The 22,361-nt window shown below is 58.7% G+C and carries 19 protein-coding genes and 2 tRNA genes; 20 read left to right on the forward strand and 1 reads right to left on the reverse strand.

The genetic code is table 11. The annotated features are described in order from the left end of the window. Positions 1 to 6 precede the first annotated feature (6 nt). The 5 genes from dapB (at position 7) to PS14A_RS03110 (ending at position 6,463) form a co-directional block, all read left to right on the forward strand. Complete coding sequence (dapB, locus tag PS14A_RS03090; RefSeq protein WP_137215532.1) at positions 7 to 810, forward strand: 4-hydroxy-tetrahydrodipicolinate reductase; 804 nt, start codon at positions 7 to 9, stop codon at positions 808 to 810. A 258-nt stretch (positions 811 to 1,068) separates the two neighbouring features. Next, positions 1,069 to 2,205, forward strand: a complete 1,137-nt coding sequence (gene carA / locus PS14A_RS03095) for a glutamine-hydrolyzing carbamoyl-phosphate synthase small subunit (protein ID WP_016771765.1) — start codon at positions 1,069 to 1,071, stop codon at positions 2,203 to 2,205. Positions 2,206 to 2,329: 124 nt separating this feature from the next. Continuing rightward, entirely contained in the window at positions 2,330 to 5,551 is a 3,222-nt protein-coding gene (gene carB, locus PS14A_RS03100) for a carbamoyl-phosphate synthase large subunit (RefSeq protein ID WP_016771764.1), read from the forward strand. Between the two features lie 2 nt (positions 5,552 to 5,553). Next, positions 5,554 to 6,030, forward strand: coding sequence for a transcription elongation factor GreA (gene greA, locus PS14A_RS03105; RefSeq protein WP_038861135.1), 477 nt, complete (start codon positions 5,554 to 5,556; stop codon positions 6,028 to 6,030). A 28-nt stretch (positions 6,031 to 6,058) separates the two neighbouring features. Further along, positions 6,059 to 6,463 (forward strand): MFS transporter, encoded by a 405-nt coding sequence (locus PS14A_RS03110; RefSeq protein ID WP_130927366.1) that lies wholly within the window; start codon positions 6,059 to 6,061, stop codon positions 6,461 to 6,463. A gap of 9 nt (positions 6,464 to 6,472) precedes the next feature. Here the strand turns inward: PS14A_RS03110 and PS14A_RS03115 are convergent, their stop codons facing one another. Continuing rightward, positions 6,473 to 6,781, reverse strand: a complete 309-nt coding sequence (locus tag PS14A_RS03115; protein ID WP_003221534.1) for a YhbY family RNA-binding protein — start codon at positions 6,779 to 6,781, stop codon at positions 6,473 to 6,475. A gap of 101 nt (positions 6,782 to 6,882) precedes the next feature. Here PS14A_RS03115 and rlmE point away from each other — a divergent pair, with 101 nt between their 5' ends. The 15 genes from rlmE (at position 6,883) to pnp (ending at position 22,216) form a co-directional block, all read left to right on the forward strand. Beyond that, positions 6,883 to 7,512, forward strand: a complete 630-nt coding sequence (gene rlmE, locus PS14A_RS03120; protein ID WP_016771760.1) for a 23S rRNA (uridine(2552)-2'-O)-methyltransferase RlmE — start codon at positions 6,883 to 6,885, stop codon at positions 7,510 to 7,512. A gap of 202 nt (positions 7,513 to 7,714) precedes the next feature. After that, positions 7,715 to 9,622 carry an ATP-dependent zinc metalloprotease FtsH gene (gene ftsH / locus PS14A_RS03125; protein ID WP_016771759.1) on the forward strand — a complete coding sequence of 636 codons (1,908 nt, stop codon included), beginning with the start codon at positions 7,715 to 7,717 and terminating at the stop codon, positions 9,620 to 9,622. Positions 9,623 to 9,630: 8 nt separating this feature from the next. Beyond that, positions 9,631 to 10,482, forward strand: a complete 852-nt coding sequence (gene folP / locus PS14A_RS03130) for a dihydropteroate synthase (RefSeq protein ID WP_137215531.1) — start codon at positions 9,631 to 9,633, stop codon at positions 10,480 to 10,482. Positions 10,483 to 10,498: 16 nt separating this feature from the next. Then, complete coding sequence (glmM, locus tag PS14A_RS03135; protein ID WP_212615294.1) at positions 10,499 to 11,836, forward strand: phosphoglucosamine mutase; 1,338 nt, start codon at positions 10,499 to 10,501, stop codon at positions 11,834 to 11,836. Positions 11,837 to 11,901: 65 nt separating this feature from the next. Next, positions 11,902 to 12,657 (forward strand): triose-phosphate isomerase, encoded by a 756-nt coding sequence (gene tpiA, locus PS14A_RS03140; protein ID WP_007915248.1) that lies wholly within the window; start codon positions 11,902 to 11,904, stop codon positions 12,655 to 12,657. 4 nt (positions 12,658 to 12,661) lie between these two features. Beyond that, complete coding sequence (gene secG / locus PS14A_RS03145; protein WP_016771756.1) at positions 12,662 to 13,045, forward strand: preprotein translocase subunit SecG; 384 nt, start codon at positions 12,662 to 12,664, stop codon at positions 13,043 to 13,045. Between the two features lie 22 nt (positions 13,046 to 13,067). Then, positions 13,068 to 13,153, forward strand: a tRNA-Leu gene (locus tag PS14A_RS03150). 97 nt (positions 13,154 to 13,250) lie between these two features. After that, positions 13,251 to 13,327: transfer RNA gene (locus tag PS14A_RS03155), tRNA-Met, on the forward strand. Positions 13,328 to 13,466: 139 nt separating this feature from the next. Beyond that, positions 13,467 to 13,925, forward strand: a complete 459-nt coding sequence (rimP, locus tag PS14A_RS03160; RefSeq protein ID WP_007973115.1) for a ribosome maturation factor RimP — start codon at positions 13,467 to 13,469, stop codon at positions 13,923 to 13,925. A 47-nt stretch (positions 13,926 to 13,972) separates the two neighbouring features. Continuing rightward, positions 13,973 to 15,454 (forward strand): transcription termination factor NusA, encoded by a 1,482-nt coding sequence (nusA, locus tag PS14A_RS03165; protein WP_024011569.1) that lies wholly within the window; start codon positions 13,973 to 13,975, stop codon positions 15,452 to 15,454. Between the two features lie 27 nt (positions 15,455 to 15,481). After that, a complete protein-coding gene (gene infB / locus PS14A_RS03170) occupies positions 15,482 to 18,010 on the forward strand; it encodes a translation initiation factor IF-2 (RefSeq protein ID WP_024011570.1) in 2,529 nt (842 codons plus the stop codon). A gap of 159 nt (positions 18,011 to 18,169) precedes the next feature. Next, on the forward strand, positions 18,170 to 18,571 hold the full coding sequence (gene rbfA / locus PS14A_RS03175; RefSeq protein ID WP_016771753.1) for a 30S ribosome-binding factor RbfA: 402 nt from the start codon (positions 18,170 to 18,172) through the stop codon (positions 18,569 to 18,571). A 4-nt stretch (positions 18,572 to 18,575) separates the two neighbouring features. Continuing rightward, positions 18,576 to 19,493, forward strand: coding sequence for a tRNA pseudouridine(55) synthase TruB (gene truB / locus PS14A_RS03180; protein WP_024011571.1), 918 nt, complete (start codon positions 18,576 to 18,578; stop codon positions 19,491 to 19,493). A gap of 143 nt (positions 19,494 to 19,636) precedes the next feature. Next, complete coding sequence (gene rpsO / locus PS14A_RS03185; protein ID WP_016771751.1) at positions 19,637 to 19,906, forward strand: 30S ribosomal protein S15; 270 nt, start codon at positions 19,637 to 19,639, stop codon at positions 19,904 to 19,906. A 204-nt stretch (positions 19,907 to 20,110) separates the two neighbouring features. Continuing rightward, the gene (gene pnp, locus PS14A_RS03190; RefSeq protein WP_024011572.1) at positions 20,111 to 22,216 is read left to right on the forward strand and encodes a polyribonucleotide nucleotidyltransferase; all 2,106 of its coding nucleotides are present in this window, start codon (positions 20,111 to 20,113) and stop codon (positions 22,214 to 22,216) included. The last annotated feature ends 145 nt before the right edge of the window (positions 22,217 to 22,361 follow it).

Genomic DNA, 22,361 nt, shown 5'->3' on the forward strand with positions numbered 1-22,361 from the left:
GTCGGCATGCGACGTATTGCAGTGATGGGCGCCGCCGGGCGCATGGGCAAGACCCTGATTGAAGCCGTGCAGCAGACGCCGGGTGCCGGTCTGACGGCGGCGGTCGATCGTCCCGACAGCACGCTGGTCGGTGCGGATGCCGGTGAGCTGGCAGCGCTGGGTCGTATCGGCGTTCCACTGTCCGGTGATCTGGATCGTGTGGCTGAAGAGTTCGATGTGTTGATCGACTTCACTCACCCGACCGTGACTCTGAAGAACCTCGCGTTCTGCCGCAAGCACGGCAAAGCGATGATCATCGGCACCACCGGTTTCAGTGTTGAAGAGAAGCAATTGCTGGCCGAGGCGGGCAAGGACATTCCGATCGTCTTCGCCGCCAACTTCAGCGTCGGCGTCAACCTGTGTCTTAAGTTGCTCGACACCGCTGCGCGCGTGCTGGGCGACGATGTCGATATCGAGATCATGGAAGCCCATCACCGCCACAAGGTCGATGCTCCGTCAGGTACGGCGGTGCGCATGGGTGAAGTGATTGCCGATGCCCTGGGGCGTGATCTGAAGAAGGTCGCGGTCTACGGTCGTGAAGGCCAGACCGGGGCGCGTGAGCGTGAAACCATTGGTTTCGCCACCGTGCGTGCTGGCGATATCGTTGGTGATCACACCGTTCTGTTCGCTGCCGATGGCGAGCGCGTCGAGATTACTCACAAGGCTTCTAGCCGCATGACCTTCGCCAAGGGCGCGGTGCGTGCGGCGCTGTGGCTGGATGGCCGCGAGCCTGGCCTGTACGACATGCAAGACGTGCTCGACCTGCGTTGAGTCGTTGCTGAACCCGGCGCAAACGTCCCGTTTTGCGCCGGTTTTTACCGCTTGGCGACGACCTGTCGCATTCTCCGGCCTTTAAGGCTCTTTAGCGGTGGACCAAAAACGCCCTTTTCTGTAAGCTACAGCTTTAGTGTGTCCACTAAAAGCGCGCAGAATAATTTCAGTGAAGAAGCGGGGTGACGTGTCCATACGTCACTCCGCTTTTTTACAACCTGCGATTGCCCTTTCATGCGTTATTTACGGGAGGTCTTCTTGACTAAGCCAGCCATACTCGCCCTTGCTGATGGCAGCATTTTTCGCGGCGAAGCCATTGGAGCCGACGGTCAGACCGTTGGTGAGGTGGTGTTCAACACCGCAATGACCGGCTATCAGGAAATCCTTACCGATCCTTCCTACGCCCAACAGATCGTTACCCTGACTTATCCGCACATCGGCAACACCGGCACCACGCCGGAAGACGCCGAGTCCGACCGCGTCTGGTCCGCTGGCTTGGTCATCCGTGACCTGCCGCTGGTAGCGAGCAACTGGCGTAACACGATGTCCCTGTCCGATTACCTGAAAGCCAACAATGTTGTGGCAATCGCCGGTATCGACACCCGTCGCCTGACCCGCATCCTGCGTGAAAAAGGCGCTCAGAACGGCTGCATCATGGCCGGCGACAACATCTCCGAAGAAGCGGCCATCGCCGCTGCGCAAGGCTTCCCGGGCCTGAAGGGCATGGATCTGGCGAAAGTCGTCAGCACCAAGACCCAATACGAATGGCGCTCGACTGTCTGGGATCTGAAAACCGACAGCCACGCGACCATCGAAGCTTCCGAGCTGCCATATCACGTGGTCGCCTACGACTACGGCGTCAAGGTCAACATCCTGCGCATGCTGGTCGAGCGCGGCTGCCGCGTCACCGTAGTGCCTGCGCAGACACCAGCCGCCGATGTGCTGGCGCTGAAGCCGGACGGCGTGTTCCTGTCCAACGGCCCTGGTGACCCGGAGCCATGCGACTACGCGATCCAGGCGATCAAGGAAGTGCTGGAAACCGAGACGCCGGTATTCGGCATCTGCCTCGGCCACCAACTGCTGGCTCTGGCCTCCGGCGCCAAGACCCTGAAAATGGGCCACGGCCACCACGGTGCCAACCACCCGGTGCAGGATCTGGACACAGGCGTGGTGATGATCACCAGCCAGAACCACGGTTTTGCGGTAGACGAAGCCACCCTGCCAGCCAACGTGCGCGCGATCCACAAATCGCTGTTCGACGGCACCCTGCAAGGCATCGAGCGCACCGACAAGAGCGCGTTCAGCTTCCAGGGTCACCCTGAAGCGAGCCCGGGCCCGAACGATGTCGCGCCACTGTTCGACCGCTTCATCAACGAGATGGCCAAGCGACGCTAAGCGTTCGCCTTGAGACTGTAGAGAGAAGCCCCCGAGGGCGGCCCCGGTTCCGGCGGCCCCTTCGGGACTTCAGAAATCGATCAAGACGGCTTGCCGACTGACCTGCGGATTTGAGTGACAAACCATGCCAAAACGTACAGACATTAAAAGCATCCTGATTCTCGGCGCTGGCCCGATCGTGATCGGCCAGGCCTGCGAATTCGACTACTCCGGCGCCCAGGCCTGCAAAGCCCTGCGCGAAGAGGGTTACCGCGTCATCCTGGTGAACTCCAACCCGGCCACCATCATGACCGACCCGGACATGGCCGACGCTACCTACATCGAACCGATCAAATGGCAAACCGTGGCCAAGATCATCGAAAAAGAGCGTCCGGACGCCGTACTGCCGACCATGGGCGGCCAGACTGCACTGAACTGTGCCCTGGACCTGGAGCGCGAAGGCGTTCTGGAGAAGTTCGGCGTAGAGATGATCGGTGCCAACGCCGACACCATCGACAAGGCTGAAGACCGTTCGCGTTTCGACAAGGCGATGAAATCCATCGGTTTGGCCTGCCCGCGTTCCGGCATTGCCCACAGCATGGAAGAGGCCAACGCGGTTCTCGAAACCCTCGGTTTCCCGTGCATCATCCGTCCGTCCTTCACCATGGGCGGCACCGGTGGCGGTATCGCTTACAACCGTGAAGAGTTCGAAGAAATCTGCGCCCGTGGTCTGGACCTGTCGCCGACCAAAGAGCTGCTGATCGACGAATCGCTGATCGGCTGGAAAGAATATGAAATGGAAGTTGTCCGCGACAAAAAGGACAACTGCATCATCGTCTGCTCGATCGAAAACTTCGACCCGATGGGCGTGCACACCGGTGACTCGATCACCGTAGCTCCTGCGCAAACCCTGACCGACAAGGAATACCAGATCCTGCGTAACGCCTCTCTGGCGGTATTGCGCGAGATCGGCGTCGAGACCGGCGGTTCGAACGTGCAGTTCGGTATCTGCCCGAACACTGGCCGCATGGTCGTGATCGAAATGAACCCGCGTGTTTCGCGCTCCTCGGCCCTGGCTTCGAAAGCCACCGGTTTCCCGATTGCCAAGGTCGCGGCCAAACTGGCTGTGGGTTACACCCTCGACGAGCTGTCGAACGACATCACCGGCGGCAAGACCCCGGCGTCCTTCGAACCGTCGATCGACTACGTCGTTACCAAGCTGCCACGCTTCGCCTTCGAGAAATTCGCCAAGGCTGACGCACGCCTGACCACGCAAATGAAGTCGGTCGGCGAAGTCATGGCCATCGGCCGGACCTTCCAGGAATCCCTGCAGAAAGCCCTGCGCGGTCTGGAAGTCGGCGTTTGCGGTCTGGACGAGAAGCTCGATCTGAGCAACCCGGACAGCATGAGCGTGCTCAAGCGCGAACTGACCGTGCCGGGCGCTGAGCGTATCTGGTACGTGGCTGACGCCTTCCGCGCTGGTCTGTCGGTCGAAGACATCTTTGGCATGAACATGATCGACCCGTGGTTCCTGGTGCAGATCGAAGACCTGATCAAGGACGAAGAGAAGGTCAAGACCCTCGGTCTGTCCTCGATCGACCGCGACCTGATGTTCAAGCTCAAGCGCAAAGGCTTTTCCGATCAGCGCTTGGCGAAACTGCTGGGTGTCACTGAGAAAAACCTGCGTACGCACCGTCAGAAGCTGGAAGTGTTCCCGGTCTACAAGCGCGTTGACACCTGCGCCGCCGAATTTGCCACCGACACCGCTTACCTCTACTCGACCTACGAGGAAGAGTGCGAGGCAGCGCCGTCGGGTCGCGACAAGATCATGATTCTGGGTGGCGGCCCTAACCGCATCGGCCAGGGCATCGAGTTCGACTACTGCTGCGTTCACGCTGCGCTCGCCCTGCGCGAAGACGGCTACGAAACCATCATGGTCAACTGCAACCCGGAAACCGTTTCCACCGACTACGACACTTCCGACCGTCTGTACTTCGAGCCGGTAACCCTGGAAGACGTACTGGAAATCTGCCGCGTCGAGAAGCCGAAAGGCGTGATCGTCCAGTACGGCGGCCAGACTCCGCTGAAACTGGCTCGTGCTCTGGAAGCCGCTGGCGTGCCGATCATCGGCACCAGCCCTGACGCCATCGACCGCGCGGAAGACCGCGAGCGCTTCCAGCAAATGGTCGAGCGCCTGAACCTGCGTCAGCCGCCAAACGCCACTGTGCGTAGCGAAGATGAAGCTGTTCGCGCTGCGGCGAAGATCGGTTATCCGCTGGTGGTGCGCCCGTCCTACGTGTTGGGCGGCCGTGCGATGGAAATCGTTTACAAGGAAGACGAGCTCAAGCGTTACCTGCGTGACGCGGTGCAAGTGTCCAACGACAGCCCGGTGCTGCTCGACCACTTCCTCAACTGCGCCATCGAAATGGACGTGGATGCTGTCTGCGACGGCAAAGATGTAGTGATCGGCGCGATCATGCAGCACATCGAACAGGCGGGCGTTCACTCCGGTGACTCCGCTTGCTCGCTGCCGCCGTACTCGCTGCCGGCGCACATCCAGGACGAAATGCGCGAACAGGTCAAGAAAATGGCCCTGGAACTGGGCGTTGTCGGCCTGATGAACGTGCAGTTGGCGTTGCAGGGCGAAGACATCTACGTAATCGAAGTCAACCCGCGCGCCTCGCGTACCGTACCGTTCGTTTCCAAGTGCATCGGTGTTTCCCTGGCCATGATCGCTGCGCGCGTGATGGCCGGTAAGACACTGAAGGAAATCGGCTTCACCAAAGAAATCATCCCGAACTTCTACAGCGTTAAAGAAGCGGTGTTCCCGTTCGCCAAGTTCCCTGGCGTTGACCCGATCCTCGGCCCAGAGATGAAGTCGACCGGTGAAGTAATGGGCGTCGGCGACACCTTCGGTGAAGCATTCGCCAAGGCTCAGATGGGCGCCAGCGAAGTGCTGCCGACCGGCGGTACCGCGTTCATCAGCGTGCGCGATGACGACAAGCCGCTGGTTGCAGGCGTGGCCCGTGATCTGATCAACTTGGGCTTCGAAGTGGTCGCCACTGCCGGCACTGCCAAGCTGATCGAAGCCGCAGGCCTGAAAGTGCGCCGCGTGAACAAGGTGACCGAGGGTCGTCCACACGTGGTCGACATGATCAAGAATGACGAAGTCACGCTGATCATCAACACCACCGAAGGTCGTCAATCGATCGCCGATTCGTACTCCATTCGTCGCAATGCCCTGCAGCACAAGATTTACTGCACCACCACTATCGCTGCGGGCGAAGCGATCTGCGAAGCGCTGAAGTTCGGTCCGGAAAAGACCGTGCGCCGCTTGCAGGATCTACACGCAGGATTGAAGGCATGAGCATAACCAAGTACCCAATGACTGTTCAGGGCGCTCGCGCCCTGGAAGAGGAGCATGCTCACCTGACCAAGGTCGTCCGTCCGAAGCTCAGCCAGGACATCGGTACGGCCCGCGAGTTGGGTGACTTGAAGGAAAACGCTGAATACCACGCTGCCCGCGAACAGCAAGGCATGGTCGAAGCGCGTATTCGTGACATCGAGGGCCGGATTCAGAATCAGGTCATCATCGATGTCACGACCATTCCTCATACCGGCAAAGTGATTTTCGGTACCACCGTCGAGATCGCCAACGTCGAGACTGATGAAAGCGTCACTTACCACATCGTGGGTGAGGATGAGGCTGACTTCAAACTCGGCAAGATCTCCGTCGGTTCGCCGCTGGCCCGCGCCTTGATTGGCAAGGAAGAGGGTGACGTCGTCGCCGTCAAAACGCCAAGCGGCGTGATCGAGTACGAGATTGTCGAAGTTCGTCACATCTGAAAGAAGGCGCCCGCTGCATGCGGGCGCCATGCTTTGGCAGTTGACCCAGATGCTTTGGGTCGGTGGCCTATGGTTGATTCATATCGGTTTGCAGCCGGCGTTGGGCCAGATCGGCCTGGCGCCGCTGTTGATCGACGAAGTCGCCAGTGCATTCGAAGTGCTGGTGGTGGGGTTCGCCGCTCTGTGCGTGATTTTTCAGGCTTTGGTGCTGGTACAGGCCGAGGGCCTCGCCAGTCTATGGCGGGATTTTCGCGGGCAGGTGCTGTTGATGGCGTTGTACGCGTGCGCGATGTATGTTGCCGTGCGTGTCGGCTGGCCGGATGCGCAGCGCTGGCAGGTATTCAGTTATCTGGTGCTGGGATTTTCCGGGCTGGTGCTGGTCATGCAGCCGGTGCCGGGATGGAGTGGCAGGGTGCGCGAAGCACACCCTTGACCCTGCGCATCACTTGAAGCGATGAACGTTCGACAGCTGCTTGTTGACGCTGAAATTCTTCCGGTAGACCAGAGCCATCTTGCCGATGACCTGAACCAGGTCCGCTTTGCCGACCTTGCACAGTTCGGCGATGTGCGCCAGGCGCGACTCGCGATCGAGGATATTGAGCTTGATCTTGATCAGCTCGTGATCGGCCAAGGCGCGTTCAAGTTCGGCTAAGACACCTTCAGTCAAACCGTTGTCCGCCACCGTCAACACTGGTTTGAGGTGGTGGCCGATGGATTTGTACTGTTTCTTCTGCTCTGGAGTGAGCGGCATAATCTGACCCTTTCGTCTGGATTCTGTAAAATGGCGGCCATTTTACCCGAGGGTTCGTGGATCCGCCCAACTAATCACGACCCTAATCATCGAGGTGCCCAATGGCGCGTTCCAAGACAAGCCTTGGTTGGCTGAAAAGACATGTCAACGATCCCTATGTGAAGCAGGCGCAGAAGGATGGCTACCGTTCGCGTGCAAGTTACAAGCTTCTGGAGATCCAGGAAAAATACAAACTCATTCGCCCGGGCATGAGCGTCGTCGACCTCGGCGCCGCGCCGGGTGGCTGGTCGCAGGTCACCAGCCGGCTGATTGGTGGCCAGGGGCGTCTGATCGCTTCGGACATCCTGGAAATGGACAGCATTCCGGACGTGCATTTCATCCAGGGCGACTTCACGGAGGACTCGGTGCTCGCTGAAATCCTGGAGGCCGTGGGTAATTCGCAGGTCGACCTTGTGATTTCCGATATGGCCCCCAATATGAGTGGTACGCCCGAAGTGGATATGCCCAAGGCCATGTTCCTCTGTGAGCTGGCGCTGGACCTGGCGGAACGGATCCTCAAGCCCGGTGGCAACTTCGTCATCAAGATTTTCCAGGGCGAAGGGTTCGACGTTTATCTGAAGGATGCTCGGAAGAAATTCGACAAGATCCAGATGATCAAGCCAGACTCTTCCCGTGGCAGCTCCCGTGAGCAGTACATGCTGGCTTGGGGTTATCGCGGCGGTGATGCGTAAAACAAGGTTTTTCGGCAGGGCGATAGGTTTTTCATATTTCGCTCTGCAGGCATAAGCGAATATTGTGTAGAAAGTGTTTCACAAAGGGTTACAGACGGCGCCTGCCAGAGTTGTAGGTAATGTAGTAAGTTAGGCCGGTGAATATCATGCGAAGCGCGCGCCAGTAGCGGAGCTTGCTTCAGAGGGTAGTTAATTGAACGATATGGCAAAGAATCTGATCCTGTGGTTGATCATCGCGGCAGTCCTGGTGACGGTGATGAACAACTTCTCCAGCCCTAACGAGCCGCAGACCCTCAACTATTCCGACTTCATCCAGCAGGTCAAGGATGGCAAGGTCGAGCGCGTAGCCGTTGATGGCTATGTGATTACCGGCAAGCGCACCGATGGCGACAGCTTCAAGACCATTCGTCCGGCAATTCAGGACAATGGCCTGATCGGCGATCTGGTCGACAATCACGTTGTGGTTGAAGGCAAGCAGCCTGAACAGCAAAGCATCTGGACTCAGCTCCTGGTGGCCAGCTTCCCGATCCTGGTGATCATCGCGGTGTTCATGTTCTTCATGCGCCAGATGCAGGGCGGCGCAGGCGGCAAGGGCGGGCCGATGAGCTTCGGCAAGAGCAAGGCACGCCTGCTCTCCGAAGATCAGGTGAAAACCACTTTGGCTGACGTTGCCGGTTGCGACGAAGCCAAGGAAGAAGTTGGCGAGCTGGTCGAGTTCCTGCGTGATCCGGGCAAGTTCCAGCGTCTGGGCGGTCGTATCCCGCGCGGCGTGCTGATGGTCGGTCCGCCGGGTACCGGTAAAACCTTGCTGGCCAAGGCGATTGCCGGCGAAGCGAAAGTGCCATTCTTCACCATTTCCGGTTCTGACTTTGTCGAAATGTTCGTCGGTGTCGGCGCCAGCCGCGTCCGCGACATGTTCGAGCAGGCCAAGAAGCACGCCCCTTGCATCATCTTCATCGACGAAATCGATGCCGTGGGTCGCCATCGTGGCGCCGGCATGGGTGGCGGTCACGACGAGCGTGAGCAGACTCTCAACCAGTTGCTGGTGGAGATGGACGGCTTCGAAATGAATGACGGCATCATCGTGATTGCTGCGACCAACCGTCCGGACGTACTCGACCCTGCGCTGCTGCGTCCGGGCCGTTTCGACCGTCAGGTGGTCGTCGGCTTGCCGGATATTCGTGGTCGCGAGCAGATTCTTAAAGTTCACATGCGCAAAGTGCCAATGGGCGACGACGTTGCTCCGGCAGTGATCGCACGGGGTACTCCGGGCTTCTCCGGTGCTGACCTGGCCAACCTGGTCAACGAGGCTTCGCTGTTCGCTGCCCGCAGCGGCAAGCGTATCGTCGAGATGAAAGAGTTCGAACTGGCCAAAGACAAGATCATGATGGGCGCCGAGCGCAAATCCATGGTCATGTCCGAGAAAGAAAAGCAGAACACGGCTTATCACGAAGCTGGCCACGCCATTGTCGGTCGCGTCGTGCCTGAGCATGATCCGGTGTACAAGGTCTCGATCATTCCGCGCGGTCGTGCGCTGGGTGTGACCATGTTCCTCCCGGAAGAAGATCGTTACAGCCTGTCCAAGCGTGCGCTGATCAGCCAGATCTGCTCGTTGTACGGTGGCCGTATCGCAGAAGAAATGACCCTGGGCTTTGACGGTGTAACCACCGGTGCGTCCAACGACATCATGCGTGCAAGTCAGATTGCCCGGAACATGGTGACGAAATGGGGCCTGTCGGAAAAACTCGGTCCGCTGATGTACGCCGAAGAAGAGGGCGAAGTGTTCCTCGGTCGCGGCGGTGGCGGCCAGGCTGCCAGCTTCTCCGGTGAGACCGCCAAGCTGATCGACTCCGAAGTACGCAGCATCATCGATCAGTGCTACGGCACCGCCAAGCAGATCCTCACGGATAACCGTGACAAGCTGGATGCCATGGCTGATGCGCTGATGAAGTACGAAACCATCGATGCCGAGCAGATCGACGACATCATGGCCGGCCGCACACCTCGCGAACCTCGCGACTGGTCGGGTGGCACCGGTACGCCTCCGCCGCCTGTCGTGCAGGACGAGCGTCCGGAAAAACCGATTGGCGGTCCGGCTGCTGACGTTTAAGGCTTGAAATGACTTCTGTTCAGTCCCTGACCCGGTTGCCTTGCGGCAACCGGGTTCTTGATTTGGCCCAGACGCATGTCATGGGCATTCTCAATGTCACTCCTGATTCCTTCTCCGACGGCGGCCGCTTCAGCCAGCTCGATGCGGCCCTGCGCCACGCCGAAGCCATGGTGCTGGCAGGTGCGACGCTGATTGATGTCGGCGGCGAATCGACCCGGCCGGGTGCGCGGGCTGTTTCTCCTCTGGAAGAACTTGAACGCGTCGCCCCCATTGTCGAGCTGATCAATCGCGAGCTGGATGTCATCATCTCGGTCGATACCTCAACGCCGGCTGTCATGCGCGAAACTGCGCGGCTCGGTGCCGGATTGATCAACGACGTGCGTTCGCTCCGTCGCGATGGTGCGCTGGATGCGGCAGCGGCAACCGGCTTGCCCGTCTGCCTCATGCATATGCTCGGCGAGCCGGGCGATATGCAGGATAATCCGCAGTATCAGGATGTCACCCGCGAGGTCGCTGAGTTTCTCGCCGAGCGCATGGATCAATGTGTGCAGGCGGGCATTCCTGCCGAGCGGATCATTCTCGATCCAGGCTTCGGCTTCGCCAAAACCCTGCAGCACAATCTAAGCTTGTTCAAGCACATGGAGGCCCTGCATGCGCTGGGTCGCCCCCTGCTGGTAGGTGTTTCGCGCAAGAGTATGATTGGCCACGCTTTGAACCGTCCCGTGGGCGAGCGCCTGCATGGGGGCTTGGCGCTGGCGGCGCTGGCGTCAGTTAAAGGCGCGCGTATATTGCGCGTTCACGATGTGGCGGAAACCGTTGATGTGGTGCGGATGATCGCGGCCGTGGAATCAGCCGAATAAGAATGATGGAGCACTTATGAGCAAGAAATATTTTGGTACCGACGGCATTCGCGGTCGCGTTGGTGAATACCCGATCACGCCTGACTTCATGCTCAAGCTCGGTTGGGCGGCTGGCATGGCATTCCGCAAGATGGGTGCCTGCAAGGTGCTGGTCGGCAAGGACACGCGGATTTCCGGCTATATGTTCGAATCGGCACTCGAGGCGGGGCTGACCTCGGCGGGTGCCGATGTGATGCTGCTCGGCCCGATGCCGACGCCTGCCATCGCTTATCTGTCGCGTACGTTCCAGGCTGAAGCCGGCATCGTGATCAGTGCTTCGCACAACCCGCATGATGACAACGGCATCAAGTTCTTCTCCGGCAAAGGTACCAAGCTGCCCGATGAATTGGAGCTGATGATCGAAGAGTTGCTGGATACGCCAATGACCGTCGTCGAGTCGAGCAAGATCGGTAAAGTGTCGCGAATCAATGATGCATCGGGCCGCTACATCGAGTTCTGCAAGAGCAGCGTGCCTACCGGGACCAATTTCGCCGGTCTGAAGATCGTTATCGACTGCGCGCATGGTGCGACCTATAAGGTAGCGCCGAGCGTCTTCCGTGAATTGGGTGCCGAAGTCGTCGTGCTTTCCGCTCAGCCGAACGGGCTGAACATCAACGATAACTGCGGTTCCACGCATATGGGGCCGTTGCAGGCCGCCGTTCTGGCCGAGCATGCGGACCTGGGTATCGCCTTCGATGGTGATGGTGATCGGGTATTGATGGTCGATCACACCGGCGCCATCGTCGATGGTGATGACCTGCTGTTCGTCATTGCCCGCGATCTGCATGAGCGTGGCAAGTTGCAGGGTGGCGTCGTCGGTACATTGATGAGCAATCTTGGTCTCGAGCTGGCACTGGCGGATCTGTCGATCCCGTTCGTTCGCGCCAATGTCGGTGACCGCTACGTGATCGCCGAACTGCAAGAGCGCAATTGGCTGGTAGGTGGGGAAAACTCCGGGCATGTCGTCTGCTTCAATCACACCACCACGGGCGACGCGATCATCGCAGCCTTGCAGGTGTTGATGGCTCTGAAATCCCGCAACGAAGGTCTGGCGCAAACGCGGCAGGCTTTGCGCAAGTGCCCTCAGGTGCTGATCAACGTTCGCTTTGGCGGCGGTGAAAGCCCGCTGGAGCATCCGGCTGTCAAGGAAGCCAGTGCCCGTGTCACCCAGGCGATGGCGGGGCGCGGTCGGGTGCTTCTGCGCAAGTCCGGCACAGAGCCTTTGGTGCGCGTCATGGTCGAAGGCGAGGACGAAAACCAGGTTCGCGGCTATGCCGAAGAGCTGGCAAAACTGGTAACCGAAGTTTCTGCCTGATACGGCTTGCAAGCCATGATTGTGTTGGGTAACATCTGCGCCCACTTTGACCGACGAGGTACAGCATGCGTCGCCCTATGGTAGCTGGTAACTGGAAGATGCACGGTACCCGCGCCAGCGTCGCTGAGCTGATCAACGGCCTTCGTCATCTGGCCTTGCCAAGCGGTGTTGATGTCGCGGTGTTCCCGCCTTGCCTGTATATCAATCAAGTGATTGATGGCTTGAAAGGCAAGTCGATTTCGGTCGGCGCACAGAATTCTGCGGTGGAAGCCATGCAAGGTGCGTTGACTGGTGAGATTGCTCCCAGCCAACTGGTGGATGCAGGTTGTTCCCTGGTGCTTGTCGGGCACTCCGAACGCCGCCAGATTATGGGCGAGCGAGACGGGATGCTGAATCGCAAGTTCGCAGCGGCACAGGCATGTGGCTTGATTCCGGTGTTGTGTGTAGGGGAAACCCTCGAGCAGCGCGAAGCCGGAAAAACTCTTGAAGTTGTCGGGCGTCAGCTGGGCAGCATCATCGAGGAGCTTGGTGTCGGTGCCTTTGCCAAGGCAGTGATTGCATACGAGCCGGTCTGGGCCATTGGTACCGGGCTGACTGCAACGCCGCAACAGGCTCAGGATGTGCATAAGGCTATTCGCGAGCAGTTGGCGGCAGAGAATTCTGAAGTCGCACGAGGTGTGCGGCTTCTATACGGCGGCAGCGTGAAGGCGGCCAATGCGGTCGAACTGTTCGGCATGCCGGATATCGATGGGGGGCTCATTGGTGGAGCTTCCCTGAATGCAGATGAGTTCGGTGCGATCTGTCGCGCCGCGGGAAACTGAAAAAATGCTGGAAACAGTCGTAGTCGTTTTTCATCTGCTGGGTGCATTGGGCGTAGTTGCTCTGGTTTTGCTGCAGCAGGGTAAGGGTGCGGATGCTGGCGCGTCTTTCGGAGCAGGTGCTTCAAATACTGTGTTCGGAAGCCAAGGTTCCTCTACCTTTCTTAGTAAGTTTACTGCTATACTTGCCGCCGGTTTCTTCATAACCAGCTTGGGGTTAGGTTACTTTGCTAAAGAGAAAGCTCATCAGCTGACTCAAGCAGGTCTTCCAGATCCAGCAGTGTTGGAAGTACCTAAGCAACAACCGGCTTCTGATGATGTCCCGGTGCTTCAAGAGCAAAAGTCGGCTACTCCAGCGACTGACGTGCCTCCAGCTCAAGAGCAGAAGTAAGAAGAGTTTCAAACGTAGTATTGCCGAGGTGGTGGAATTGGTAGACACGCAACCTTGAGGTGGTTGTGCCCATAGGGTGTAGGGGTTCGAGTCCCCTTCTCGGTACCAATTAGTCAGGAGAGCCCGCTGTTGCGGGCTTTCTTGCAGGTGGAAGGTTACATTGACCCTAAAAGGGATCGGTCGTATACTTCCGCCCCAGCTTTGTCGCGGGGTGGAGCAGTCTGGTAGCTCGTCGGGCTCATAACCCGAAGGTCGTCGGTTCAAATCCGGCCCCCGCAACCAGTTTAAGGAGCCCCTTTTAAGGGGCTTTTTGTTAGCTGGATACTTTCAACGCCGCTGTTCGACGGCGTTTCAAGGATGGGCGTTATGCCCATTTTTTTATTTTGCAAAGCATGCACATATCATGCACTAGGGGGTTCAGGTGTCGAGCAAGCTAGAAGAGTTGCAGGCCTTGCTGGCCCCGGTGGTCGTGGCCCTGGGCTATGAATGCTGGGGTATCGAGTTTTCGGCTCAGGGTCGTCACTCGATGTTGCGCGTTTATATCGATAAAGAGGGTGGCGTGCTGGTGGACGATTGCGCCATTGTCAGCCGTCAGATCAGCGGTGTTCTGGATGTTGAAGATCCTATCTCCGTTGAGTACACCCTTGAAGTTTCCTCGCCTGGCATGGAGCGCCCGCTGTTCACTCTTGAGCAGTTTGCCAAATTTGCCGGTGAACAAGTGAAGATCAAGCTGCGCTCGCCTTTCGAAGGTCGACGCAACTTTCAGGGCCTTCTGCGCGGTGTAGAAGAGCAGGACGTCGTGGTGCAGGTAGAAGATCACGAGTTCCTGTTGCCGATCGATATGATCGACAAGGCCAACATTATTCCCAGTTTTGACTGAGACGCGGATCCCGCGGATCCAATGGCTTGCGAAAGGCGAGGCGTACGATGAGCAAAGAAGTACTGCTGGTTGTTGAGTCGGTATCCAATGAAAAGGGTGTACCGGCAAGCGTAATTTTTGAAGCGCTGGAGCTGGCTCTGGCCACTGCTACCAAAAAGCGTTTTGAAGACGAAGTGGACCTGCGTGTGGAAATCAACCGCCACACCGGTTCCTACGAAACCTTCCGTCGCTGGACGGTCGTCGAAGAGAATGATCTCGACGATCCGGCCATCGAGACCTGGCCAAGCAAGGTTGCCGAAACGCATCCTGGTGCCAAGGTCGGTGACGTCGTCGAAGAGAAAATCGAATCCATCGAGTTCGGCCGCATCGCTGCACAGACTGCCAAGCAGGTCATCGTGCAGAAAGTTCGCGAAGCCGAGCGTGCTCAAGTGGTCGACGCCTATCGCGAGCGCCTGGGAGAAATCATCTCAGGCACCGTGAAAAAAGTTACCCGCGACAACGTGATCGTCGATCTGGGCAACAATGCCGAAGCATTGCTGGCCCGTGAAGACATCATTTCTCGCGAAACCTTCCGTGTCGGCGTGCGTCTGCGTGCGCTGCTCAAGGAAATCCGCACCGAGAACCGCGGCCCGCAGCTGATCCTGTCGCGTACCGCGCCGGAAATGCTGATCGAGCTGTTCCGTATCGAAGTGCCGGAAATCGCCGAAGGCCTCATCGAGGTCATGGCCGCCTCCCGTGATCCGGGTTCGCGTGCCAAGATCGCCGTCCGCTCCAAGGACAAGCGCATCGACCCGCAAGGTGCCTGCATCGGTATGCGCGGTTCGCGCGTCCAGGCGGTATCGGGTGAGTTGGGCGGTGAGCGTGTTGATATCGTGCTGTGGGACGACAACCCGGCCCAGTTCGTGATCAACGCCATGTCCCCGGCCGAGGTTGCGGCAATTATCGTTGACGAAGATGCCCATGCCATGGACATCGCCGTTGGCGCAGACAATCTGGCTCAGGCCATCGGTCGCGGTGGTCAGAACGTGCGTCTGGCCAGCCAGTTGACTGGCTGGACCCTGAACGTGATGACCGAATCGGACATCCAGGCTAAGCAGCAAGCAGAAACCGGCGACATCCTGCGCAACTTCATCGACGAGCTGGAAGTCGACGAAGAACTGGCTCAGGTGCTGGTAGATGAAGGCTTCACCAGCCTGGAAGAGATTGCCTACGTACCGGTGGAGGAAATGCTCAACATCGACGGCTTTGACGAGGACATCGTCAACGAGCTTCGTGCTCGCGCCAAGGATCGCTTGTTGACCAAAGCCATCGCTACTGAGGAAAAGCTGGCAGACGCCCATCCGGCCGAAGACCTGCTCTCGCTTGAGGGTATGGACAAGGATTTGGCGATGGAACTGGCGGTGCGCGGCGTAATTACCCGCGAAGACCTGGCCGAGCAGTCTATTGACGACCTGCTCGACATCGACGGCATTGACGATGATCGTGCCGGCAAGTTGATCATGGCCGCCCGAGCCCACTGGTTCGAGTAATTAGGCGCGGCCTGAGGAGAGAAGTGCATGACGCAAGTCACGGTGAAACAACTGGCCGATGAGGTCAAAACACCGGTAGAGCGCCTGTTGCAGCAGATGCGTGAGGCAGGTCTGCCGCACACCGCCGCCGACGAAAATGTGACTGACAGTGAGAAGCAATCCCTGCTGACTCACTTGAAGAGCAGTCACAAGGCGAAAGTGGAAGAACCACGCAAGATCACGCTGCAGCGTAAAACCACCAGCACCCTGCGTGTGGCTGGTAGCAAGAGCATCAGCGTTGAAGTTCGCAAGAAGAAAGTTTTCGTACAGCGCAGCCCGGAAGAAATCGAAGCCGAGCGCAAGCGTGAACTGGATGAGCGTCGCGCAGTAGAGAATGCTGCCCGTCAGAAGGCTGAAGAAGAAGCCAAGCAGCGCGCCGAAGAAGAAGCGCGTCGCCAGCCTGCTGCTGCGCAAACCGCTGCCAGCGACGCCGTTGCGGCGCCGGCTGCCGCTGCCGAACCTGTTCGCGAAAGCGCACCGGTGGCTGCTGCTCCTGCTCCATCGGCTGACGTTCGCAACAAGCAGAACGAACAGCGCCGTCCGGACAAGCCACGTGCCGACGACAACAATCGTCGCAGCGGTGGTGGTGATGGCGAGCGCAAAAACGCTCCGCATCGCGCATCGGTCAAAGAAAAAGCCCCGGCGCCACGTGTGGCGCCACGCACTACCGACGAAGAAAGCGATGGCTTCCGTCGTGGTGGTCGCGGCAAGGCCAAGCTGAAGAAGCGCAACGCCCACGGTTTCCAGAGCCCGACCGGCCCTGTCGTGCGTGATGTGCAGATCGGCGAGACCATCACTGTTGGCGATCTGGCCAACCAGATGTCGGTCAAAGCGGCTGAAATCATCAAGTTCATGTTCAAACTGGGTACCCCAGCGACCATCAACCAGGTGCTTGATCAGGAAACTGCTCAACTGGTAGCCGAAGAACTGGGCCACAAAGTGACCCTGGTCAGCGACACCGCTCTGGAAGATTCCCTGGCCGAGTCCCTGAAGTTTGAAGGTGAGTCGTTCTCCCGTGCACCAGTCGTGACCGTAATGGGCCACGTTGACCACGGTAAGACTTCCCTGCTCGACTACATCCGTCGTGCCAAGGTAGCTGCTGGCGAAGCCGGCGGTATCACCCAGCACATCGGTGCATACCACGTTGAGACTGATCGCGGCATGGTCACTTTCCTCGACACCCCGGGTCACGCTGCGTTTACCGCAATGCGTGCCCGTGGTGCCAAGGCGACCGACATCGTGATCCTCGTGGTTGCAGCGGACGACGGCGTGATGCCGCAAACCATCGAAGCGGTTCAGCATGCTCAGGCAGCTGGCGTGCCGCTGGTGGTTGCAGTGAACAAGATCGACAAGCCGGGCGCCGATCTCGATCGCATCCGCAGCGAGCTGTCGGTTCACGGCGTGACTTCCGAAGACTGGGGTGGCGACACACCATTCGTTCCGGTTTCGGCGAAGATGGGTACTGGCGTGGACGAGCTGCTTGAAGCCGTTCTGCTGCAGGCCGAAGTTCTCGAACTGAAAGCTACTCCGTCGGCTCCTGGCCGTGGTGTGGTGGTTGAATCGCGTCTCGACAAGGGTCGTGGCCCGGTGGCAACCGTGCTGGTTCAGGACGGTACGCTGCGTCAAGGCGACATGGTCCTGGTCGGTTCGAACTACGGCCGTGTACGTGCCATGCTCGACGAGAACGGCAAGCCAATCAAGGAAGCCGGTCCATCCATCCCTGTCGAGATCCTCGGCCTGGACGGTACCCCGGACGCTGGCGACGAGATGAGCGTGGTTGCCGACGAGAAGAAAGCCCGTGAAGTGGCTCTGTTCCGTCAAGGCAAGTTCCGCGAAGTCAAACTGGCTCGCGCTCACGCCGGCAAGCTGGAAAACATCTTCGAAAACATGGGTCAGGCCGAGAAGAAGACGCTCAACATCGTCCTCAAATCCGACGTCCGTGGTTCGCTGGAAGCGTTGAACGGTGCCTTGAATGGCCTGGGCAACGACGAAGTACAAGTGCGCGTCGTGGGTGGCGGTGTCGGTGGTATCACCGAATCCGACGCCAACCTGGCACTGGCTTCCAACGCTGTACTGTTCGGCTTCAACGTGCGTGCCGATGCCGGCGCTCGCAAGATCGTCGAGCAGGAAGGTCTGGATATGCGTTACTACAACGTGATCTACGACATCATCGAAGACGTCAAGAAAGCCCTGACCGGCATGCTCGGCAGCGATGTTCGCGAGAACATCCTGGGGGTGGCCGAAGTGCGTGATGTGTTCCGTTCGCCGAAGTTTGGCGCGATCGCCGGTTGCATGGTGATCGAAGGTGTCGTGCACCGTAACCGTCCGATCCGTGTACTGCGTGAAGACATCGTTATCTTCGAAGGCGAGCTGGAATCCCTGCGCCGCTTCAAGGATGACGCTTCCGAAGTACGTGCCGGCATGGAATGCGGTATCGGCGTGAAGAGCTATAACGACGTCAAAGTCGGTGACAAGATCGAAGTCTTCGAGAAGGTTCAGGTTGCTCGCAGCCTCTGACTCGCGCACTTCAAGGGCCACGATGGGCCGTAGCATGCAAATGCACGGCACAGCGTCCGGACTCTAAACGCAACGCCCGGTCTGGCTTTTGTCAGGCCGGGCGTTTGCCGCTTTCAGACCTTGCGGGTTTCACCGCTGGGCAGTAACAGGTAACAAATCATGGCAAAAGAATACAGCCGTACCCAACGTATCGGCGATCAGATGCAGCGCGAGCTGGCGCAACTGATCCGTCGCGAAGTCAAAGACCCGCGCGTCGGCCTGGTCACCATCACTGCTGTGGAAGTGTCCCGTGACGTTGGTCACGCGAAGATTTTCATCACCGTGATGGGCCAGGACAACGCTGAAGACATCGCGCAAAGCATCAAGGTGCTCAATGCCGCCGCAGGCTTCCTGCGTATGCAGCTGGCTCGCGAAATGAAGCTGCGCAGCGTGCCGCAATTGCACTTCCACTACGACGAATCCGTCGTGCGTGGCGCGCATCTGTCGGCGCTGATCGAGCGCGCCGTGGCTGAAGACAATCAGCACGTTGCCGCTCCTGCACCTGAAGACACCAAGGAGTAATTCGGTGGCTCAGGTCAAACGTATCCGTCGTAACGTCAGCGGCATCATCCTGCTCGACAAACCGTTGGGGTTCACCTCCAACGCCGCGTTGCAGAAGGTGCGCTGGCTGCTCAATGCCGAGAAGGCCGGGCACACCGGCAGCCTCGATCCGTTGGCCACCGGCGTGTTGCCGCTGTGCTTCGGCGAGGCGACCAAGTTCTCGCAATACCTGCTCGATTCCGACAAGGGCTACGAGACCCTGGCGCAACTGGGCAAGACCACCACCACGGCCGATGCCGAAGGCGAGGTTTTGCAGGAGCGTCCGGTGACCGTTGGTCGCGCCGATGTCGAAGCGGTCCTGCCGAAATTTCGTGGGCAAATCAGTCAGATACCGCCGATGTACTCGGCACTCAAGCGTGATGGCCAGCCGCTGTACAAACTGGCACGTGCAGGCGAAGTAGTGGAGCGCGAACCGCGTTCTGTTACTATTGCGCGCTTGGAATTGCTGGCCTTCGAAGGCGATACTGCGCGGCTTGCGGTGGACTGCAGCAAGGGTACCTATATTCGCACCCTGGTGGAGGATATCGGTGAGCAACTCGGTTGTGGTGCGTACGTCGCAGAATTGCGCCGGACCCAGGCCGGGCCTTTCACCCTGGCGCAGACCGTGACCCTCGAAGAGCTGGAAGCGGTACATGCCGAAGGCGGCAACGAAGCGGTCGATCGCTTCCTGATGCCATCGGACAGCGGCCTGCAGGATTGGCCGTTGCTGCACTTTTCCGAAGCGAGCGCGTTCTACTGGCTCAACGGCCAGCCGGTACGTGCCCCGGATGCGCCGAAGTTCGGCATGGTACGAGTACAGGATCACAATGGTCGCTTCATCGGTATCGGTGAAGTGAGCGAAGACGGGCGCATCGCGCCGCGTCGCTTGATTCGGTCAGAATGACCGGAACCGGTCTGCGTTAAGCGGGCCGGCGAGTGTGGCTGTTAACAGGCATGGTCACTACTCATTTATAGATACAGGGATTTGTCCCTGGCCTGTTGAAGCTGTTTCCCTGAAACAGTTTCCTGATAAGGAAGGATTGCCTCATGGCTCTCGACGTTCAAGAAAAAGCTCAAATCGTTGCTGACTACCAGCAAGCTGTTGGTGACACTGGTTCGCCAGAAGTGCAGGTTGCACTGCTGACCGCCAACATCAACAAACTGCAAGGTCACTTCAAGGCCAACGGTAAAGATCACCACTCCCGTCGTGGTCTGATCCGCATGGTTAACCAGCGTCGCAAGCTGCTGGACTACCTGAAAGGCAAGGACGTAAGCCGGTACGCCGCGCTGATCGCTCGCCTGGGTCTGCGTCGCTAATCAGCGATTGCGCTATGAGGTTGGTGGTCTGTCGGGCGTCAGCGGTTTTCCGCTGGCGCCTTGCAGGCTCCCAGCCTCAAGTTTTATCTGCAGCATGGCTTTACCTGTAGCACCCGGACAATTGCCATCGGGCCGATTCCCGAGATTGCCCAAGAATTCGCAAGAAACCGTTTCCCCCAAGAGCCACAAAGAAGGTAGGACACCGTGAACCCGGTAATCAAAAAATTCCAGTTCGGTCAATCGACCGTTACCCTCGAGACAGGCCGTATCGCCCGTCAGGCCTCCGGCGCAGTATTGGTCACCGTTGACGACGACGTCAGCGTGTTGGTGACTGTTGTCGGTGCAAAGCAAGCCGATCCGGGCAAGGGCTTCTTCCCTCTGTCCGTTCATTACCAGGAAAAGACTTACGCTGCCGGTAAGATCCCTGGCGGTTTCTTCAAGCGTGAAGGCCGTCCTTCCGAGAAAGAAACCCTGACTTCCCGACTGATCGACCGTCCGATCCGTCCGCTGTTCCCAGAAGGCTTCATGAACGAAGTGCAGGTTGTCTGCACCGTCGTTTCCACCAGCAAGAAGACCGATCCGGACATCGCTGCGATGATCGGTACCTCGGCTGCCCTGGCCATTTCCGGCATTCCGTTCGACGGCCCAATCGGCGCCGCTCGCGTGGCTTTCCACGAAAGCACCGGCTACCTGCTGAACCCGACTTACGAGCAGCAGGCCGCTTCGAGCCTGGACATGGTCGTTGCCGGTACTTCCGACGCCGTGCTCATGGTTGAATCGGAAGCCAAAGAACTGACCGAAGACCAGATGCTGGGCGCGGTACTGTTCGCTCACGACGAATTCCAGGTTGTGATCAACGCTGTTAAAGAACTGGCTGCCGAAGCCGCCAAGCCAACCTGGAACTGGGCTCCTGCGCCAGAAGCCACCGAGCTGCTGGGCGCGATCCGTGCCGAGTTCGGCGAAGCGATCTCCCAGGCTTACACCATCACCATCAAGGCCGACCGTTACGCTCGCCTGGGTGAGCTGAAGGACCAAGTGGTCGCCAAGCTGTCCGGTGAAGAAGGCCAGCCAAGCGCTGCTGAAGTCAAGGCAGCCTTCGGCGAAATCGAATACCGCACCGTTCGCGAAAACATCGTTAACGGCAAGCCACGTATCGACGGTCGCGACACCAAGACTGTACGTCCGCTGAACATCGAAGTCGGCGTTCTGCCGAAGACTCACGGTTCGGCACTGTTCACCCGTGGCGAAACCCAGGCACTGGTTGTTGCAACACTGGGCACCGCCCGTGACGCGCAACTGCTGGACACCCTGGAAGGCGAAAAGAAAGACCCGTTCATGCTGCACTACAACTTCCCGCCGTTCTCGGTAGGCGAGTGTGGTCGCATGGGTGGTGCCGGTCGTCGCGAAATCGGTCACGGCCGTCTGGCCCGTCGTTCGGTTTCGGCCATGCTGCCAGCCGCTGACGTGTTCCCGTACACCATCCGCGTGGTGTCGGAAATCACCGAATCCAACGGTTCGAGCTCGATGGCTTCCGTGTGCGGTGCTTCCCTGGCACTGATGGACGCTGGTGTACCGATGAAGGCACCGGTGGCCGGTATCGCTATGGGTCTGGTTAAAGAAGGCGAGAAGTTCGCCGTTCTGACCGACATCCTCGGCGACGAAGATCACCTGGGCGACATGGACTTCAAGGTAGCCGGTACCGCCAAAGGCGTGACTGCGCTGCAGATGGACATCAAGATCAAGGGCATCACCGAAGAGATCATGGAAATCGCTCTGGGCCAGGCCCTTGAAGCGCGCCTGAACATCCTCGGCCAGATGAACCAGATCATTGGCCAGTCGCGTACCGAACTGTCGGCCAACGCTCCGACCATGATCGCGATGAAGATCGACACCGACAAGATCCGTGACGTTATCGGTAAGGGTGGTGCGACCATCCGTGCGATCTGCGAGGAAACCAAGGCTTCGATCGACATCGAAGACGACGGTTCGATCAAGATCTTCGGCGAAACCAAGGATGCCGCAGAAGCAGCTCGTCAGCGCGTTCTGAGCATCACTGCAGAAGCCGAGATCGGCAAGATCTACGTCGGCAAGGTTGAGCGCATCGTCGACTTCGGCGCGTTCGTCAACATCCTGCCGGGCAAGGACGGTCTGGTGCACATCTCGATGCTGAGCGACGCTCGCGTAGAGAAAGTCACCGACATCCTGAAAGAAGGCCAGGAAGTGGAAGTGCTGGTACTGGACGTGGACAACCGCGGCCGTATCAAGCTGTCCATCAAAGACGTGGCAGCTGCCAAGGCTTCGGGCGTTTAATCAGCCCAACGCTTTAGCGCAATGAAGATGCCCCCGCCGTGCAAACGGCGGGGGCATTTTTTATCTGAAATAAGGAAATTGTGTAGTTCTCAAAAGAAAACCATCAGGCAACCCACAAATTTGCCGCAGCCCCAGTCCGGTGCTA

Source organism: Pseudomonas sp. 14A (genome assembly GCF_018132745.1).
Taxonomy (GTDB): Bacteria; Pseudomonadota; Gammaproteobacteria; order Pseudomonadales; family Pseudomonadaceae; genus Aquipseudomonas; species Aquipseudomonas mercuritolerans.

What these genes read in the sequence shown, in the direction of transcription:
- infB (WP_024011570.1), top strand. Translation starts at nt 15,482, where the DNA reads ATGACGCAAGTCACGGTGAAACAACTGGCCGATGAGGTCAAAACACCG.
- rpsO (WP_016771751.1), top strand. Translation starts at nt 19,637, where the DNA reads ATGGCTCTCGACGTTCAAGAAAAAGCTCAAATCGTTGCTGACTACCAG.
- glmM (WP_212615294.1), top strand. Translation starts at nt 10,499, where the DNA reads ATGAGCAAGAAATATTTTGGTACCGACGGCATTCGCGGTCGCGTTGGT.
- ftsH (WP_016771759.1), top strand. Translation starts at nt 7,715, where the DNA reads ATGGCAAAGAATCTGATCCTGTGGTTGATCATCGCGGCAGTCCTGGTG.
- rbfA (WP_016771753.1), top strand. Translation starts at nt 18,170, where the DNA reads ATGGCAAAAGAATACAGCCGTACCCAACGTATCGGCGATCAGATGCAG.
- rlmE (WP_016771760.1), top strand. Translation starts at nt 6,883, where the DNA reads ATGGCGCGTTCCAAGACAAGCCTTGGTTGGCTGAAAAGACATGTCAAC.
- carB (WP_016771764.1), top strand. Translation starts at nt 2,330, where the DNA reads ATGCCAAAACGTACAGACATTAAAAGCATCCTGATTCTCGGCGCTGGC.
- tpiA (WP_007915248.1), top strand. Translation starts at nt 11,902, where the DNA reads ATGCGTCGCCCTATGGTAGCTGGTAACTGGAAGATGCACGGTACCCGC.
- nusA (WP_024011569.1), top strand. Translation starts at nt 13,973, where the DNA reads ATGAGCAAAGAAGTACTGCTGGTTGTTGAGTCGGTATCCAATGAAAAG.
- PS14A_RS03110 (WP_130927366.1), top strand. Translation starts at nt 6,059, where the DNA reads ATGCTTTGGCAGTTGACCCAGATGCTTTGGGTCGGTGGCCTATGGTTG.
- folP (WP_137215531.1), top strand. Translation starts at nt 9,631, where the DNA reads ATGACTTCTGTTCAGTCCCTGACCCGGTTGCCTTGCGGCAACCGGGTT.
- secG (WP_016771756.1), top strand. Translation starts at nt 12,662, where the DNA reads ATGCTGGAAACAGTCGTAGTCGTTTTTCATCTGCTGGGTGCATTGGGC.
- PS14A_RS03115 (WP_003221534.1), bottom strand. Translation starts at nt 6,781, where the DNA reads ATGCCGCTCACTCCAGAGCAGAAGAAACAGTACAAATCCATCGGCCAC.
- dapB (WP_137215532.1), top strand. Translation starts at nt 7, where the DNA reads ATGCGACGTATTGCAGTGATGGGCGCCGCCGGGCGCATGGGCAAGACC.